Source organism: Methylacidimicrobium tartarophylax, from assembly GCF_902143375.2.
In the GTDB taxonomy this organism is placed as follows: Bacteria; Verrucomicrobiota; Verrucomicrobiia; order Methylacidiphilales; family Methylacidiphilaceae; genus Methylacidimicrobium; species Methylacidimicrobium tartarophylax.
Genome location: NZ_CABFVA020000110.1, coordinates 1 through 17,229 on the forward strand (window position 1 = coordinate 1; position 17,229 = coordinate 17,229).

Annotated in this window: 13 protein-coding genes, 1 tRNA gene and 1 pseudogene; 9 read left to right on the top strand and 6 right to left on the bottom strand. The window is 60.7% G+C overall.

Translation table 11 applies throughout. The features are described 5' to 3' along the window. A pseudogene (locus MAMT_RS09015) lies at window positions 1-247 on the bottom strand (EmrB/QacA family drug resistance transporter); the annotation flags it as partial. 105 nt (window positions 248-352) lie between these two features. Between MAMT_RS09015 and MAMT_RS09020 the strand changes: the two are divergent. Further along, window positions 353-841, top strand: coding sequence for a SixA phosphatase family protein (locus MAMT_RS09020; RefSeq protein ID WP_142660704.1), 489 nt, complete (start codon window positions 353-355; stop codon window positions 839-841). 39 nt (window positions 842-880) lie between these two features. Here MAMT_RS09020 and MAMT_RS09025 read toward each other — a convergent pair whose 3' ends face one another. After that, window positions 881-1,780, bottom strand: a complete 900-nt coding sequence (locus tag MAMT_RS09025; RefSeq protein ID WP_142660706.1) for a 5'-3' exonuclease — start codon at window positions 1,778-1,780, stop codon at window positions 881-883. A gap of 116 nt (window positions 1,781-1,896) precedes the next feature. On the opposite strand from MAMT_RS09025, the gene MAMT_RS09030 reads away from it, so the two are divergent. The 7 genes from MAMT_RS09030 (at window position 1,897) to ftsH (ending at window position 8,625) form a co-directional block, all read left to right on the top strand. Beyond that, window positions 1,897-1,971 (top strand) — tRNA-Asn (locus MAMT_RS09030). A 287-nt stretch (window positions 1,972-2,258) separates the two neighbouring features. Beyond that, a complete protein-coding gene (locus MAMT_RS09035; protein WP_246186620.1) occupies window positions 2,259-3,047 on the top strand; it encodes a hypothetical protein in 789 nt (262 codons plus the stop codon). Window positions 3,048-3,160: 113 nt separating this feature from the next. Further along, a complete protein-coding gene (locus tag MAMT_RS09040) occupies window positions 3,161-3,793 on the top strand; it encodes a hypothetical protein (protein WP_142660707.1) in 633 nt (210 codons plus the stop codon). A gap of 111 nt (window positions 3,794-3,904) precedes the next feature. Continuing rightward, on the top strand, window positions 3,905-4,465 hold the full coding sequence (locus MAMT_RS09045; protein ID WP_142660709.1) for a UbiX family flavin prenyltransferase: 561 nt from the start codon (window positions 3,905-3,907) through the stop codon (window positions 4,463-4,465). Next, the gene (locus tag MAMT_RS09050) at window positions 4,462-5,325 is read left to right on the top strand and encodes a 4-hydroxybenzoate octaprenyltransferase (RefSeq protein WP_142660710.1); all 864 of its coding nucleotides are present in this window, start codon (window positions 4,462-4,464) and stop codon (window positions 5,323-5,325) included. Before MAMT_RS09045 ends, MAMT_RS09050 begins: the two co-directional genes overlap by 4 nt. After that, on the top strand, window positions 5,322-6,461 hold the full coding sequence (gene mqnE / locus MAMT_RS09055; protein WP_246186621.1) for an aminofutalosine synthase MqnE: 1,140 nt from the start codon (window positions 5,322-5,324) through the stop codon (window positions 6,459-6,461). Before MAMT_RS09050 ends, mqnE begins: the two co-directional genes overlap by 4 nt. 88 nt (window positions 6,462-6,549) lie before the next feature. Then, entirely contained in the window at window positions 6,550-8,625 is a 2,076-nt protein-coding gene (gene ftsH / locus MAMT_RS09060; protein ID WP_142660711.1) for an ATP-dependent zinc metalloprotease FtsH, read from the top strand. Window positions 8,626-8,768: 143 nt separating this feature from the next. Here ftsH and MAMT_RS09065 read toward each other — a convergent pair whose 3' ends face one another. From MAMT_RS09065 to hemL, 4 genes are all read right to left on the bottom strand, one after another. Then, the gene (locus tag MAMT_RS09065) at window positions 8,769-10,925 is read right to left on the bottom strand and encodes a WD40 repeat domain-containing protein (protein WP_142660712.1); all 2,157 of its coding nucleotides are present in this window, start codon (window positions 10,923-10,925) and stop codon (window positions 8,769-8,771) included. Between the two features lie 9 nt (window positions 10,926-10,934). After that, window positions 10,935-11,960: a cytochrome-c peroxidase gene (locus MAMT_RS09070; protein WP_374729438.1), complete on the bottom strand. Its 1,026-nt coding sequence runs from the start codon at window positions 11,958-11,960 to the stop codon at window positions 10,935-10,937. Window positions 11,961-12,092: 132 nt separating this feature from the next. After that, complete coding sequence (locus MAMT_RS09075) at window positions 12,093-13,859, bottom strand: SpoIVB peptidase S55 domain-containing protein (protein ID WP_142660714.1); 1,767 nt, start codon at window positions 13,857-13,859, stop codon at window positions 12,093-12,095. Beyond that, window positions 13,856-15,145 carry a glutamate-1-semialdehyde 2,1-aminomutase gene (hemL, locus tag MAMT_RS09080; protein WP_142660715.1) on the bottom strand — a complete coding sequence of 430 codons (1,290 nt, stop codon included), beginning with the start codon at window positions 15,143-15,145 and terminating at the stop codon, window positions 13,856-13,858. Before hemL ends, MAMT_RS09075 begins: the two co-directional genes overlap by 4 nt. 145 nt (window positions 15,146-15,290) lie before the next feature. Between hemL and polX the strand changes: the two genes are divergently transcribed. Continuing rightward, entirely contained in the window at window positions 15,291-17,075 is a 1,785-nt protein-coding gene (polX, locus tag MAMT_RS09085) for a DNA polymerase/3'-5' exonuclease PolX (protein ID WP_142660716.1), read from the top strand. The last annotated feature ends 154 nt before the right edge of the window (window positions 17,076-17,229 follow it).

The window sequence follows — 17,229 nt, forward strand, 5'->3', positions numbered from 1 at the left end:
ATCGGCGGCCGAGCCAATCGGTGAGCGGCAGGACGACCGCATTGGAGACGAGGTAGCTGGTGAGCACCCAAGTCGCTTGCGAGTTGCTCGCCGCCATCCCGCCCGCGATATAGGGGAGGGCCACATTGAGAATGGTGGTGTCGAGCACCTCCATGAAGGTCGCTAGCATCACCGAGAGAGCGACGACCCAGGGACTGTGCCTCGGACGCCAACCGCTGTCGGGATCGGGCTGAGGGTTGCCGGGCATGTCAGGGTTTGGAGCCTACCGCTCTCCCCCGAGCGATCCAAGGAGAAGATCACACCTGGCGGTTTCCTCCTGGAAAGCTGGATTCGTCCTGGTATCGTCTTTCGGGTGAATCTCTACCTCGTGACGCACGGAAGTGCCGTGGCGGGCGAGAAAGATCCGGAAAGGCCTCTTTCGGAGGCGGGTGTCGACGAGTGCTCCCGGCTGGCCCGGCTCATGCGCAGTTGGGGGGTTCGCGTCCAAGGACTGGCTCATTCCGAGAAGACGTGCTGTCGCCAGTCTGCTCAAATCCTCTTGCCTGCCCTCTTCCCGGGCGGACGCTTGACGCTTTGGGAGAGCTTGGATCCCCAGGACTCTCCCGGCCGGGCCCTCAAGGCGATCCAAAGGGAAAAGGCCGACCTTCTTCTGGTCGGCCACGAGCCCAATCTTGCCAAGATCGCCACTCGGCTTCTCCTTCCTAAAAAGGTGCCGCCCGTAGTCTCGCTGTCGCCCGGCAGCCTGCTCTGGCTTCAGCGCCAGCGCACTGAAGAAGGGAAGGTCTGGCGTCTTCTCGGGATGTTCCGGGCGGAGGCGTTGCGTGCTTGGAAGGGGATCTGAACTCTGCGGCATCGATGTTTCCCGTCCGGCGGGGGACGTTTACGCATCGCTTTTGGGAAAGAGTTCGGGTTGGCCCCGCTCGGCCGCTAAAGCTTTCTCCGCTTCCTTCGCAAGCTTCCGGAACTCCCATCGGTGGAAAAGCTCGGCTTGCTTCGCCAAGTCCGGGCGAATCGCCAACGCATCCAAAGGAACGGGCAGGGGAAGATCCGTACGCAACCCGACCATCCTTCGATTGCGGAGAATCCGCTCCCGTTGGACTTCCGTCAGCTGCCGCAGCTTGGCCGAAGCTGCCTGGGGAGCCTCCCGGAGGAGTTCCTCCAAGGAGCCGTAGTGGCGAAGCCATTCGGCCGCCGTGATCCTACCGACGCCCGCAATGCCGGCGATGTTGTCCGTCGAATCGCCGATCAACGCAAGCAGATCGGGGATTTGCGCGGGCGGAACACCCCATTTTTCGGTAATCTCCGGCTCGGTGAGAAGATGAAAGCCTTTTTCGTTCTTCCGGTAGATCGACACTCGAGGCGAAACCAGGGACATCATGTCCTTGTCGCTCGTCGCCAGAATCACTTCCCCCCCTTGCCGAACGGCGAAGGCGGTATAGCTGGCCATCACGTCATCCGCCTCCTCTCTGGCAACGCGCAATACCGGAATCCCCAGAGCCGCCATCAGCTCCTCGACCTGATCGAGTTGGGCGGAGAGCGCCTTGGGCATTTCCGGACGATTCGCCTTGTACTCCGGGCAAAGAGCGACCCGTTCCGCGCACAGACCGTCGTCCATCGCCCAGCCGGCGAGCGTCGGTCGCAGATCGGCGAGCATACGGCGCAGCACGACGGTGAGCCCGTAGAGCGCATTCGTCGGCTTTCCCTCGCTCGTCTGCAGAGCCGGCATCGCATAAAAGGAGCGGTAGGCATAATAGCTGCCATCGACGAGAAGCAGACGCATTCCTCCTCTCTATCCTCTTCTTGCTCCGAAATCGAGCCGATCCCAGAACCGGGAGCCGTCCATCACTTTTTTCCTTGGAAAGAGGCATCCTGACTTACTAGATTTTCCTTTTCCACTCCGGAGTAGCTCAGTGGTAGAGCGAGCGGCTGTTAACCGCTTGGTCGTAGGTTCGAATCCTACCTCCGGAGCCATTCGCTCCCATTTCCGAACGACCTGCGCCTCGGTCTTCCGAATCTCCAGGACCGTCTTCTTCTGCTTCTTCTTTGTCGTCCCAACCCGCTTGTTCATTCCCGACCAGAGGAAGGCTAAACATAAACTGAACAGATGCCGAACGGGAGACGTCGAACCAGTTAGATCGTGCGATAGGGCTTTCGGATTGGGCAATCCGGAAGGAACCGCGCAGCCTTGGTCTATCAGTTGGTTCAGAAACCGCTCATCCCAAGCCTGTCGGGAAGTAGAGCATGATCGAGAATCTCCTATGATGTCGAAGAAAACGATCGATTTGATCCCTCTGGTCGCGCTGGTCGTGTTGGTCGGATCCCTGCTGGACGACTGGATATCCGACGGGCCCTCCGAGCGGCAGCCGATCTTCCACTCCTCTCTGATTCCGCCTCGAGAAACGGACAACGGGAATGGTTTCGTGGAAGGGCATTGGCAGAGTGGGAAACACGATTGGCTTCCGGCTTCGAACGGACTGATCTGGTCGTGCCCCAAGGAACGCTATGCCAAGGAGTTAGGAGAGATCGTCCTTCAGCAGCTTCAAGGAAGATACTGGATTGGACCGAACGGGCATCTCTATTTGAAGGTGGCCAACCACGAGCCTCGGGCCCTGGTCCTGCGTTCTTTGCCGGGATCCGCCGGCTCCTGGGAAAGCGGGTCGTGGCTGGCGGAAATCGCCAACTATCATGGTCCCGAGGTCTGGTCGTGCTCTCGCGACATCTCTCCGGCGGAAAGGCGCGAAGGAGTGCAGTGGCGAGGGGGCTTTTTGCTTCTCCGGCGGGTTCTAGACCCGCTTACGTTTGAACCAAAAACGGCGGTTCGACTCTTTTCGCCGCAAGAGAGGAGTTGGGGCAACTGGCAGCCGGGCATGGTCGTCGTCTGCGCGGACGCGAGCAGGAAAAACGACCAGTGGCATATTCAGTGGAGAATGGAGGCGGATCGGGGCCGTTTCGTGCTGGCCAACGACCCTGGCGTCAATCCCGAGTTTGAGACCCTCTTCCGTGATCCCTTTTTCCTCCTGCCGATTGCCGCAAGCGATATCCCGTGAGCTTCTCAAACCGACGGCGTTGTGCGTTTTCCCTTGAAGCGTCGTCGGGAAAAGGTCGGCTTGCCAGGGTAGACGGAAAGCAGTAGACTCTATCGACTGAATTTGGAGGAAATGTGAAACTTCGTTGTCTGGTTGATCCTGTGGAAGCTCTGCGCAGAGGCATTGATGCACCGGAGAGCGCCCTCCTGGAACTCAATCCGTCGGTTCTCTCTCCGGCGGAACGAGAATGGCTCGCCGGAGCGGTCCGGAAGGGCGATAGCGCTTCTCCCGATGAGCCGGCTCCATTGATTTTCCCCTATCCGATTCCCACCCCCTCCGTGGAGGGCTTGCGGGAGGCGATTGCCGCCCGGATCGCGAACCCCGTCTCGGCTCCGGAGCATGGTATCACGACTCGCTTCAATCAAGCAGTTCGGCAGGAGCGAACGGCGGCTCCCGCGCCGTCCGCTCCTGCCGCTTCCAATCCCGTGGGGGAAGTAGCGAAGGCCGCGGGCTTCCTGGGCTTGGGCGCGTTCATGGGAGGAATGCTCGACCGGGTGTTTGGGCAACAGCAGCAGCCGACCGAGGTTATCCTTGAGCAGGAGCCTCCGCGTGAGGGATCCTGGGGCGAGCCTCGCCGGCAGGAGGCAGCCGCCGATGAATCGACCTGTTGCGACGGCCCGGAAGAGGGGAACGATTCTTCCGCAAACCTAGCCGATGACGGTTCGGATGACTTCGGAGGCTCGGACGGGGGCTATGATCTAGTGTAGCGGAGCAGGCTTCGACCAGTTCATCCACAGGGAACCTTCCAGGGCCGAAGGCCAGAGCGGTGCCCGCATCTCGCGGTACGAACTTTGTGGGACAGGCAGGTTAGACCGCCCATGCGTTTGGTCGTTGCGGTAACCGGAGCAAGCGGTGCGCTCTATGCACAGCGGCTTCTTTCCTTTTTGGAGCAGGAGGATCACGAGGTCCATGTCATCGTCAGCGACTCCGCGCGCCAAGTCGCACGGGAGGAACTGGAAAAAGGCAGTCTTCTGGTTCCTTCTCGTTTCGTTCTCCACGGGCAGCGGTCGATGGCGGCTCCGTTTCTCAGCGGATCGAATCCGTTCTCGGCGATGGTCATCATTCCTTGCTCGATGGGAACAGCGGGGCGGATTGCCCACGGAATCTCGGAAGGGGCGATTGGTCGAGCGGCGGACGTCTTCCTCAAGGAGCGAAGGAGGCTCGTCCTCGTTCCAAGGGAGACCCCTTGGAATCTGGTTCACGCACGCAACATGGTGACTCTCATCGAAGCGGGAGCGGTCGTGATTCCTGCCTGCCCATCCTTTTACGGGAAGCCTGCGAGCGTTCTGGATCTTGTGGATACCATCATTAGCCGCGTCCTCGATCAGTTGCAGATCCCAAACAGGCTGGCAACCCGCTGGAAAGAGGAGGGATCGTGAGGGCTCTTTCTTCGCCGAGGAGTCGAATTGCGAATCTGCTGCGGCTGATCAAGTTCAGCCACACCTTCTTTGCGCTTCCCTTTGCCCTGTCCGCGATGTTGGTCGCGGCCCGAGGGTTACCCGCGGCCCCGATTGTTTTAGGCATCTTGATCTGCATGGTGGGTGCGCGGACCGCCGCGATGGCTTTTAACCGGTATGTCGATTGGGAGATTGACCGGAGGAATCCACGAACGGTGGAGAGAAGTCGGCTGGCCAGCCGAGGAGAGACCTTGGCTCTCTGCCTCGGCGGGCTCGTCGTTTTTGGCGTCGGGCTCTTGTTGCTCAACGATCTTTGCCGACTTCTCGCTTTGCCGGCCGTCGCCGTGATCTTCGCCTATTCGTATGCGAAGCGCTTCACTTCCTTCTGCCATGCTCTCTTGGGCCTCGCTCTCGCTCTGGCACCGCTAGGAGCCTGGGCCGCAGTGCGGGGAGAACTGACCAGCGTTGCCCCCTACCTGCTCGCAGCTTCCGTGCTTGCCTGGACCTTCGGGTTCGATCTCATCTACGCCCTGCAGGATCGAGAGGTGGATCTTCGGCTTGGGCTCCACTCCTTTCCCGCCAGGTTCGGGACGAACGCCACGCTTCGAATGGCACAGGCTCTCCATGGGGCGGCCTGGCTCGGTTGGATTGCTTTCGGCTTGCAGGCCGGCCTCTCGGGAGCGTATTGGTTGGCTTGCGTGATCGCCGGGGCGGCGCTTCTCTACGAACATCGACTCTGCCGGAGGAAGGACGGGCGAGCCCTGAACATTGCATTTTTCGAGGTGAACGTGGCGGTGAGCATGCTTCTTCTATTGGGAGTGGTCGGGAGCGTGTCGCTGTGACGGCGCTTTGGGACAGCTGTCGTAGGGAGGGGATAGCAGATATCGCCGAGCGCCTCGTCGAGGGGGGGAGAATCGACGATCGATCCGCCCTGCGGCTCTTCGCCTGTCCGGACTTAGGGGCGGTCGGCGCGCTCGCCGACCTGGTTTCTCGGCGGAAGAATGGGGTGCGCGGCTCCTTCCTCGTGAATCGTTACCTGAACTACTCCAACATCTGTCTGTTGAGCTGCCGATTTTGCGCCTTCTATCGTCGTTCGGGGCAGCCGGGCGCCTTTCTTTATTCGGTCGAGGAGATGGCAGAGCAGGCATTCCAATCGTGGCGCAGCGGGGCAGTCGAAGTCCACTGCGTGGGAGGGCTTCATCCCCACTTGCCTTTTTCCTACTACCGGGATCTGATCTCCGCGATCAAGGAGCGCTGCCCCGGGATGATGATCAAGGCGTTTACCGCCGTGGAAATCCGTCATCTGGCTCGTCGGATCGCCCGCCGATCGATTCCCGAAGTGCTGGAGGATCTGGCCGATGCCGGCCTTGATTCCCTCACTGGGGGTGGAGCGGAAATTTTTGACGCGGAAGTCCGAGACGAAATCTGCCGGGGGAAGGAAACGGCCGAGGAGTGGCTCGAGGTGCACCGGATCTGGCATCGGATGGGAAGAAAGAGTACGGCGACGATGCTCTTTGGACATGTGGAGAAACCGGCTCATCGCGTCGACCACCTTCGCCGATTGCGCGGGCTCCAGGAGGAGACGGGAGGGTTTTGCGGATTTGTCCCGTTTGCTTTCGAGCCGGCGAATACTAGGCTTTCTCACCTGCGGCGGGCCAGCGCTACGGACACCTTGCGCACGATTGCCGTCAGCCGCATCTATCTCGACAATGTCGACCATATCACGTCTTATTGGATCAGCTCCGGCTTGCCGCTGGGCCAAGTGGCTCTTTCGTTTGGAGCGGACGATCTTCATGGGACGATCGAGGAGGAAAAGATCTTTCACATGGCAGGCTCGAAGACGCCCATCTCTCAAACGGCCGACAATTTAGCGGCGGCAATTCGGGAGAGCGGTCGCGAGCCGGTTGCGCGTGACAGCTACTACCGGGTCCATCCCGAGGTTCGCTCACCCCGAGAGACGGCTGGAGTGGGAGCGTGAACGTCCGGAGATCCCGGCGCGCGTTTGCTAGCCCGGAAGAGCGGTGTTATGCTCAAGCCGACACTCTGACGGAAGGAGAAAAAATACGATGGCGCTGACGCCGACCCAATTTCCCGAACGAAACAAGCAGCCTCGAGGCAAGAAGAATGACTCTCCCTTACGCGAGCAAAAAGGGACAGGAGACGGCAAATGGAAGGGGTTGGTCTTCTTCCTGGGCGTTGCCTTTGTCTTTTCCGCCCTGCTCTATTTCGTGGGTGCGGGGCAGGCGCCTGCGGTGGAAGGGAAAACTCTGCCGCAGCTCGTCCGCCTGCTCGACCAGAAGCAGGTAAAGTCCGTTGCCTTCGTCCGGGATACCTCGAACGGACAGACGTATCTGGAAGGCCGCTATGCCAAGCCCTCGCCGGATTCTCCGGGAGGCTTGGTTCTCGTCCCATTTCGAACGATCGTCGATCTCGATTTTAACCGTGATCTTCATGATCTTCTGGCCGCCAAGGGCTTCCCCGAAGTGGACATCCGGGTCGTCCACAACTTCTGGGGGCAGGCCCTGCTGAGCATCCTTCCTTTTCTCTTATTCATTTTGGCTCTCTACTTGTTATTCCGGCAGCAGATTCGCATGGCGGGCAAGACCGCGTTCAGTTTTGGCAAGAGCCGTGTGCGGCTTCTCTCTGGGGAAAAGACCAAGGTCACCTTCCAAGACGTGGCGGGAATCGAGGAAGCCAAGCAGGAGGTGCAGGAGATCGTGGAGTTCCTCAAGGACCCGAAGCGATTTCAGAAGCTGGGGGGGCACATCCCCAAGGGAGTCCTGATGGTGGGGCCTCCGGGAACAGGGAAGACCCTGCTTGCCAAGGCAATCGCGGGCGAGGCGGATGTCCCCTTCTTCAGCATCAGTGGCTCCGACTTCGTGGAGATGTTCGTCGGGGTGGGCGCATCGCGGGTCCGAGACATGTTCGAGCAGGCGCGACGCCAGGCTCCGTGCATCGTATTCATCGATGAGATCGATGCCGTCGGACGAAGCCGGGGCACCGGACTGGGCGGAGGTCACGACGAGCGAGAGCAGACGCTCAACGCTCTGCTCGTCGAAATGGATGGCATCGAATCGCAAGAAGGCGTGATCGTTATTGCCGCAACGAACCGTAAGGATGTGTTGGATGCAGCCTTGCTCCGTCCGGGACGTTTCGACCGGGAGGTTCGGGTGAACTTGCCGGATATTCGCGGTCGCGAGGAAGTCTTGAAGGTGCATTCAACGAAGGTGAAGTTGGCAAAGGAAGCTGATCTTCGCTCCTTGGCTAGAGGCACTGCCGGTTTTTCGGGTGCGGAGTTAGCCAATTTGATCAATGAGGCGGCCCTTTTGGCTGCAGGCCGCGAGAAGGAGTCGATCGGACAGCCTGAGTTGGAAGAAGCTCGGGATAAGGTGCGATGGGGGCGCGAGCGTAAGAGCTTGGCGATGAGCGACGAGGAGAAGCGGATCACGGCCTACCACGAAGCGGGTCACGCTCTTCTCAACGTGCTGCTGGAGCATACCGATCCCTTGCATAAGGTGAGCATCATCCCCCGAGGGCCTGCCCTTGGTGTGACGATGATGCTCCCAGCCACGGATCGGTATAACACCAAGAAAAAGGAACTGCTCGACAACCTGTGTGTCGCCATGGGTGGACGCGTGGCCGAAGAGATCTTTCTGGGCGACATCTCCAGTGGGGCCAGTGGCGATATCCAGCAGGCAACCTGGTACGCCCGGCGGATGGTTTGCGAGTGGGGCATGAGTGAAAAGCTGGGCATGGTCCACTACGCAGATGATCCCACGATGACCTTTTTGGGTCGGGACCTGGGCATGTCGAGGGCGTATAGCGAGGCGACGGCCGAATTGATCGACGGAGAGGTCAAGCGGCTGATTCAAGAGGCTTATGATCGCGCGAAGGCATTGATTGGCGCGAATCGCATGCAGATGGACGCTTTAGCGAAAGCACTCTTGGATTACGAAACCTTGGATGCCCGGCAGGCGGAGGAACTGGTGAAAACCGGCCAAATGGTCTCTCCACCCCCGCGTCCGACTCCTCCAGAAGGTCCTTCTCCCTCCCCCGCCGGAGATACGGTTGCGCCGCCCACCCCCGCTGGTAAACCCGCGGCAGGAGGCCTCCTGCCCGGTCTGGAGGGATCGCCCGCCTAGACGCCGTTTCTCGCGGCGGCCAGCCTGCAGGTCTCACACAGTTCGTACCCGAGGCGCGGCGGATGGGCCTAGATGCAAGGCGCAACGAAGGAGACAGGTCCATTTCACAAGCCGTAGAGGAGATCGCTTGTGAGACATGCAGGCTAACCCTTCGCGGAGGCGCTCGTCACATTCCCGGCTTCGTCCTCAGCGCGGATGAACAAGGTTTCTCCCTTTAAGAGGGGAAGTTCGAACTCCTCTTCTTCGGAGTCGAGGATCCCGTCGACCGGTGGAATCGGTAAGAACTCGCGCCCGTCCCGAGAAATCTGGACCGACCGGATGCCACTCGCGTATTCGCTCACGCGGAAACGCAACTTGCCTCCGCCGGAAGAGAGAATCCGGATCTGTGGCGGCGTGTTATCGACGAGAAAAGGACGGCTGTTCAAAGAGGCTCTGAGCCCTTCCCCGGGCGCATTGTCCCGCGCGTCGGAGGCTTCGACCTTGAGGAGATAACGGCCATCCGGCCATCCCGAGGTGTCCCAGCTAAAGAGCGGCTCTTCCGAATCCTTGACGAGGAGGTGCCAGTCGGTCTCTTTCTCCGAGCGGAAGAAGACGGAATAACGGAGTTCGTCGCCGTCCGGATCTTCCGCTTTCCAAACCACCGTGCGGAGCCCTCGGGCTTCCTTCCCTTGATAGCGCGGCGGCATGGGGGAGAAGAAGTCGACGGGCTCAGGCTTGCCTTCCGGAGAGAGGAGCTGATCGAGGGTGCGGGCTTGCAGAGGCGCGGGGGGTGGAGGCAATTCCGAGTAGGCGATGCCAGGATGAAGGATCTGGAGCTTCTCAAGCTTGGGAGGCAGATTGTGGGGCAAAAAAACAGCCTGAACGCGATTGACGGAAGCCCCCTGGGCGAGGCGCAGCTCGAACTGAAAGTAACGGGCCGGAGGACTCTGGCAGCGGCCGTCCGGTGCGGGAGACCAGTCATACCAGGATTCGTCGGGCTTAGCGGTGTTCCCCGTGCGCGTGCGGACTGCGACCACGCCCGATCTCTCGACAAGCAACCGACCCCAGCGGGCGAAGCTCCCGGCGTCGAGAGGGGCTGAGCAATAGATCCCTTCTCGGGGTGGAGAGCCTCCCGCCAAGAAGACTCGCGCCGGGTTGCTCGCACCCAGGAGAAGCTGCTGCGAGGAGGTCAGGACCGCAACCTGGACTGCGGGAGCGTCGATCTTGAGTAAGCGATCACTCCTGCCTTCCAGGCTGATGCGGTAGACGTAGCCGTCGCCGCTCATCCCTGCTAAAAGCCCCATGGGAGCTTGGAGTAAGGAATAGAGAACCTCGCGACTTCCCCAAATCATGCGGGGAACCAGAGAGGGGTTGATCGACCAGAGCTGGGAGAGCGGAGCGGACACCGTAGCCTTGATCATGCCGAATGGCAGCGCTCTTCCCGGCTCTCGAGGTGGTTCCTCCGACTCGGAAGCTTCCGGGGCGGAGGTCCAGACCTCAGGAGTCGCAGAGCCCGGTTCGGAGAACGATCCCGGTGCGCGGGGAGGATGGCGTGTTCCGACGGCGGAAAAGAAGATCGAGCCGTCCGAGGAAACGACAATCTGGTTCACCTCCTCCCTCTCGCTGTCGGCCAGAGCCACGGCTCGCCCTCCGGGTAGGATCCGGAGGAGCAGCCCTCGCGGGGCGCTGCCTGCAAGGAGCGTTCCCGGCTTTTCCCAGGCTAGGCAGCGTACATGCGTCTCCCCGGTCGCCGAGAGGAGAGTTCCCTTGAGCGAGCCTTCGATGCGAAAGATTTTGCCACCGGTCCCGGTCCCGGCGTAAAGGGTACCGTCGCGGTCGAAAAGAAGGGACCAGATGTACTTTTCCTTCGGATCGAAATAGACGACCGGGTCTCCTTTGGCCGGGACCCGATAGATCTTCCCGTTGGGGGAAGTCGCGGCAAAAAGCTCACCCTGCGGACTCCGTGCCATCGCGTAGATCTGGTGCTCATGAAATGAGGCGAGGAGGGTTACCTCGCGATGCAACCCGATGCGGAAGATTTTCGCGTCCGGAGAGGTTGCCACCAGCATGGTCCCCTCGGCTTCCGGGAGGATCGCCCAAAGTTGATCGGCAGGCAGCCGCGCCACCATCTCGACCGATAGAGCGGGCTGAAGCAGTCCCTCCTCGCCGAGCGTTACGCTCTCGGCTGTTCCCTGCGCGAAATCCGAATAGGTGTCCAGAACGATCCGCTGCGGATGGATCGCATAGCCACGCCGTGCGAGGCCATGCCACGTCAGGACTGCGAGGAAGAGAGCAACGAATCGGCGGAAGGAGGGCCGCAAAAGAACACCTTACGGCATCGGCTTGGGAGTCGAGAGGGAGGAAGGGGGTAAAACCGGCGGAGGGACAACGAGGGCAGGATCTGCGGAGAGGGTGTGGAGAAAGGCGACAATGCGCTTGGCCTCCGCGTCCGTAAGCGTGCGACCCAACTGGGCGTACGCCATGGTCTTGACGGCTTCTTCAAGGCTCCAGACGGAGCCGTCGTTAAAATAGGGTGCGGTCAAGGCAACGTTCCGGAGAGAAGGTACTTTGAAAACGTATTTGTCCGCCTCGTTCTTCGTCACCTCATATCGGCCCAAGTCTTTCAGCCAATCCACCTTGTGGATCGCGCCGAATTTCTGAAAGCTCCCCCCTCCCACATCGACGCCATTATGGCAGGTGGTGCAGCCGACGCTCACGAAGGTATTGAGCCCTTGCTTTTCTTCCTCCGTGAGGATCGCCGTGTTGCCCGCGATGAATCGGTCGAAGCGAGAGGGAGTCAGCAGAGTCCGCTCGAAGGCAGCAATCGCGTTTGCCGTATTGTCGAAGGAGACGGGATCCTTTTCCCCAGGAAACGCCTTGTGGAACGCATCCACGTATTCCGGGATGCTCTTGAGACGCTGCACGACGAGTTCCTTCGTTGCCGCCATCTCCTTGGGGTTGACGATCGGGCCCTTGGCCTGCTCCTCCACGTCCTTGGCTCGGCCGTCCCAGAACTGCGTAAATTCCAAGGCAGCGTTGAGCACCGAAGGGGCGTTGCGTGGGCCGAGCTGCCAGCGATAGCCAAGGGAGGTGGAGAGACCGTCGGCACCAGCCATGCCCAGGTCATGACAGCTGCTGCAACTGATGGAACTGCTCTTCGACAACCGACGCTCGAAATAGAGAGACTTGCCCAGCGCGACCTTTTCCGGGGTTACGGGATTCTGCGGATTTTCGGCGATCCTGGGCAAAACGCCGAAGATCTGCTTGGCTTGGTCGGGATCGACCGTTTGTCCGATTGCAGAACCAATCCCGCAGCCGTTCGTCAAAACGAGCGCGCATAGAAGCAGACGCCTCACGATCATTCCGTCCTCCCTGTCGAATGCCACAAGAGAAGTCCGCACCGGCGGATTCTCCCGGTCCGCGATCTTCCGTAACCGGTTCCGCTCCATGTTTAGCGGCTTCCGCCGAAGGCCGTCAAGCACGGCTCTTTAGCGGACGTCGATTCGAAGGCTCTGCTCGCCGTTGACGACCCCGGGAATCGAGAGGGAGGTCTCGCACCAGACCAGATCGTTCCAAGGCTCGGCCTTCTTGGAGGAGGTAGAGGGAGAAAGGGTGGTGCGGACCGTCGGCGGGAGAGCGGGCAGATCGGCGGCTTCCGATACCAGTCCAGACGACTCGGTGATGGCCTGCACGTAAAGCATGTCATTGGCATGCTGTTCATTGAGCAGGGCGATGAGCTCCTCCGGGCTTTCCGCGGAGGGCACTTTACGTAGAAGAGCTTGCGAATCGAGGGCGCGTCCGGAAGAGATTCGGATTGCCACCGGTTGATCATGAAGCCCCGGGGGGAGAGTGAGCGGGATCCTGCGCGAGATTCGACGACCATGTCGTTCTTGAAGCAGCAGGTTGACCCAGATCGTGCTTCCGGGATTGCATCGGGCGTTATCCACCGAGGCTCTTTCGATCATCCAGTTCTCTTCTTCCTCCGTCGACGCGGTTTTCAACTCGAGCGACTCGACGATCGGTTCGGTCCAAGGTTGTTGAAAGAGAAGCTGAAGCGGCTGCACCATCTCCAAGACGGCTGATGCCAGATCTCCGTCCTCGCCGGAGTAGATGCCTCGCAGGTGAAGAGAGGGAAGGTTCTGAAAATGAACGAGCCCATCGATCAAGAGAGTGAAGGTGCGTCCGAAGCTGTCCGTCGCCGAAAAGAGTTGGCCCATGGCCAAGTCCATGAGAAAGGGGGTCAGCAGGGGATGAGAGATGAACTCCCCCCGGAGCGTAGGCAGAGTCCGTCCGCGGTGAAGGCGCTCGATCCGGTAAGAGGCGAGCTTCGGCCTCTGTCCCACTTCTCCTCCAATCGCCGAAAGCCGGTCTTCCAGGATCGTTCCGACGACGCTTCCCACGTTCGTGAGCTTGTAGGGAGTCTCATAGCTGGGCACGGTCGTCACCACTTCCGCTGCGGCCATCGGAAGGGCGCTCTTGCCGAAGCCGAACATCGGGTGGCCGAAAGCGAGAACCCGATTGCCGCTGCGCCAAGTCAACGTGCCCGTTCCTGAGATGTTGATATCGCCCGTCATCATGACCGCAGCCAGCGGCGCTCCGGGCTCCAAGGTCGAGCCGCCTCCCGCGAGGGTCACGGTCCCTCCGCCCGGTACGGCAAGCACCGGCGTCCCGCGTAGGCCAAGCGCTTCCAAAAAGCGTGCCGCCACCCGCGGGTTGAGCCCCCCGACCGACAGGGGGATGCCCAAATAGTCCGCCCGAAGCATCGCTCCCCGCAGGGGACGTGGTTCGGCCCAATGCCAGGCGTCGCGCAACTGGGTCGGCAAGGGGCGCGTGGGATAGGAGGACGGCTCCTGCTCCACGCGCAGCATGTCCTCGATCGGAGTAAAGCCGCAATGACCGTCCTTTTCGAAGGAGGCGATTCGTCGCGAAAGCGCGCCTACGAGCTTGCCATCGACGTAGAGCGGGCTTCCACTCATGCCATGGACCGCGCCGGTCGTCGCCGTTTTGGCGTCGATCAGCTTGGCAATGATCAAGTCGAGCCCCGGACCGACGTAATCCTTGGCAATTCCCAAGATCTCGGTCTGAAGCGGCTCGATTTTGTGTCCTTGCAGCACGGTATAGGTGAGACCGTGCATCCCTGGACGTAACTGGCTCTTGGGGAAGATCGACTCCTGGGGAACGGAGGCCGGCAGCCGCACGGGCAGGCAGCACCAGAAACAGAGGAGGAGAAGCGTGGGAAGCCGTCGGCTCCTCATTGGGACTCTTTTAAGGCTTGGTCGATGGCAACGACGGTTTTCTCGAGGTCCGCCTGGGAATGTGCGGTGGAAAGAAAACAGGTTTCGAAGGGAGAAGGGGGGAAAAAGATCCCTTGCCGCAACAGAGAGTGAAAGAATCGGGCAAAGCGCTTCCGGTCGCTTCTGAGCGCAGTCTCGAGGGAGCAGACCGGCTGGTCGGTAAAGAAGAGGCAGAAAAGAGAGGATATGCGCTGGAACTGGACGCCGCGTTCTCCCCGGCGCCGAAGAAGATCTCGAATTTCCGACTCTAAGAGCATACCCAACTCTTCGAGCTGCTTGTGAGCGCCGCAGCGCTCCATCTCCTCAATCTGCGCAAGTCCGGCGGCCATCGCCAGCGGGTTTCCGCTCAGCGTTCCCGCCTGATAAACATCGCCTTCGGGCGCCAGCCGCTCGAGAATGTCGGTCCGCCCCCCGAGGGCGGCTGCAGGCAAGCCTCCGCCGACGATTTTGCCGAGAATCGTGAGATCCGGCCGGATGGCAAATCGCTCTTGCGCTCCCCCCATGCTCAAGCGGAATCCGGTGATCACCTCGTCGAAAATGAGCAGGGTCTCGTACCGGTCGCACAACTCGCGGATCTGGTTGAGGAACCCGGGCTGGGGAGGAAGAAGCCCCGCATTGGCGGGCACCGGCTCCAGGATGACCGCGGCGATCTCTTTCCCTTCTCGGGTGAAGAGATCTCTTGCGGCGACGGGATCGTTCCACGGGAGAACGACTGTGAGGTCCGCCAGCGCCGCCGGCACTCCCGCGCTGTCAGGTTCTCCGTGGGTCAGGGCTCCGGAGCCGGCTTTCACCAGGAGAGAGTCACTGTGTCCGTGGTAGCAACCGGCAAACTTGAGGATCTTATTCCGGCCGGTAAAGCCGCGTGCCAAGCGGACCGCGGTCATGCAGGACTCGGTTCCGCTCGATGTCATTCGCAGCTTTTCAATGGAGGGGACGGAGGCGCGGATGGTTTTTGCCAGTTGGACCTCGCGAGGATTAGGGACGCCAAAGCTGGTTCCTTCGACGATTGCCTCGCGTAAGGCAGACTCGATGGCAGGGTGAGCGTGACCAAGGGGTAAGGCACCCCACGAACAGACATAATCGAGGTAGGGCCGGCCGTCCGTATCCCAAAGTGTAGCCCCTCCCGCCCGCTGGGCGAAGAATGGCGCTCCGCCCACGGCGCGAAACGATCGAACCGGGGAATTGACCCCTCCAGGGAAGAGCTCCTTTGCCTCTTTCCAGAGGTTTGCCGATGAACGGTCTGCCACCGTGTGAAGAGTCTACTCGACGCGGGGTCCCTGCGCAACGGGAGGATGAAGACGCCGGCCCCGAATCGGGCAGGGCCGTTCCTGAAAGCCTTGCCCTGCTTGGCGAAAGACTTTTGAGGAGATATGCTTGGCTTGTGGAGGCTCCGTGACAAAGGAAGAGGCGGTTGAGAAGCTCGAGGAGATCGCGACCCTGCTCGATTTGCGGGGAGAGAATCCCTTTAAATCCCGGGCATACCGAACCGCAGCGCGGGCGCTCGACTCGCTCTCCGAAGATTTCGACACCTTCGTTCGGGAAGGGAAGCTGGAGGGGGTCAAGGGCATTGGAGAAGGGATCCGGGCAAAACTTCAGGAGCTCGTCGCGACCGGCCACCTGTCTTATCTGGAAGAACTCAAGGGATCTTTTCCGGCGGGGGTGGTGGCGTTTCTCGATATTCCCGGGCTCGGACCCAAGAAGGCGAAGATTCTTTGGGAGAAACTAGGGATCCGGGATCTGGCCGGGCTCGAATCCGCATGCCGAAGCCACCGGGTGGGCAAGCTTCCCGGCTTCGGGTCGAAGACCGAAGAGAACATCCTCTCCGGCATCGAACAGCGACGCTCCTATGCGGCCTACCATCGGTACGGCGACCTGATCGGGCTGGCCGAGCAACTGGTCGAGGAGCTTCGAGCCCATCCCGAGGTCGTTCGCGTGAGCATGGGAGGCAGCTTTCGGCGGGGAAAGGAGATCGTTCGGGATCTCGATCTGGTCTGTTCTTCGCCGAAGCCTGCGGCGGTGATGGAGGGGTTTGTCTCTGCCACCGGGGTGCGACGCGTAGTCAACCATGGCGAGACGAAGTCGAGCGTCGTCTTGGAGGGCGGGCTCGCCTGCGACCTTCGGGTGGTGCCCGATGAGGATTATCCCTATGCGCTCCTCCATTTTACGGGAAGCAAGGAGCACAATATCGCCCTGCGGCAGCGTGCGATCGCGCAAGGGAAAAAACTCTCCGAGTGGGGACTGTTTCGCGAAGCCCGAATCCGCTTCTCCGAGGGATCGGAGGATGCCGCGGCCCAAGAGAAAGAATCCGGAGAACGAATCCGGTGTCGGGACGAAGCCGAGATCTATGAAAACCTAGGACTCGCCTATATTCCGCCTGAGCTTCGGGAGAATCTGGGCGAGATCGAAGCGGCCGAAAGCAACCAGATTCCCCGGCTGCTCGAGTGGACCGATCTGCGCGGCACCTTCCATTGCCATACGACGGCGAGCGATGGGCACAGCACTCTGGTGGCGATGGCGGAAGCAGCGCAGGCCCTGGGACTGGAATACCTGGGAATCGCGGATCATTCGAAATCGTCTTTTCAGGCCAATGGCCTGGATGAGGAGAGAGTGGCCTGCCAGCAGGAGGAGATTCGAAAGCTAAACGGAACGTTTCGGGGGTTTCGGCTTCTTTCCGGGACCGAGTGCGACATCCTGCGCGACGGCCGACTCGACTTTTCCGATTCGCTGCTCGCCAGCCTCGATTACGTGGTGGCTTCCGTGCATGCGGGATTTTCCACAAGCGAGGAGGAGATGACTCGTCGGATCATCCGCGCGATGGAAAATCCTTATGTCACCATGCTCGGTCATCCAACCGGACGGCTCCTGTTGATGCGGAAACCCTATCCCGTGAATCTGGAGAAGATCATCGACTGCGCGGCCGAGACCGGGACCTGGATCGAGCTCAATGCGCAGCCCCTGCGGCTCGATCTCGATTGGCGGTGGTGGCACGCGGCGAGGGATAAGGGAGTGCGGTGCGTCATCAATCCCGACGCGCATCATACCCGGGAACTCGGGTTTGTGCGAATCGGCGTCAACATCGCGAGGAAGGGTTGGCTTCGCCGGGAAGACGTGATAAATACACTCACGCTGAAGCTCGTAGAAAGAGCATTGAGGAATAAGCGGGGAGGCGGCGGCTGACGGAGTGGAGATCTTTGCTGCCAGGAAAACCGCTCCTTCTGTTCCCGGAAAGCATCTCAAAGCGAGCCGGCAATCAGACCAGGCGGAGGAGTCTCGCACCTGCGATTCGCCTGAGCGGGGAGGGGGGGCGGCTCAGAACAGGGTTGGCGCTGAG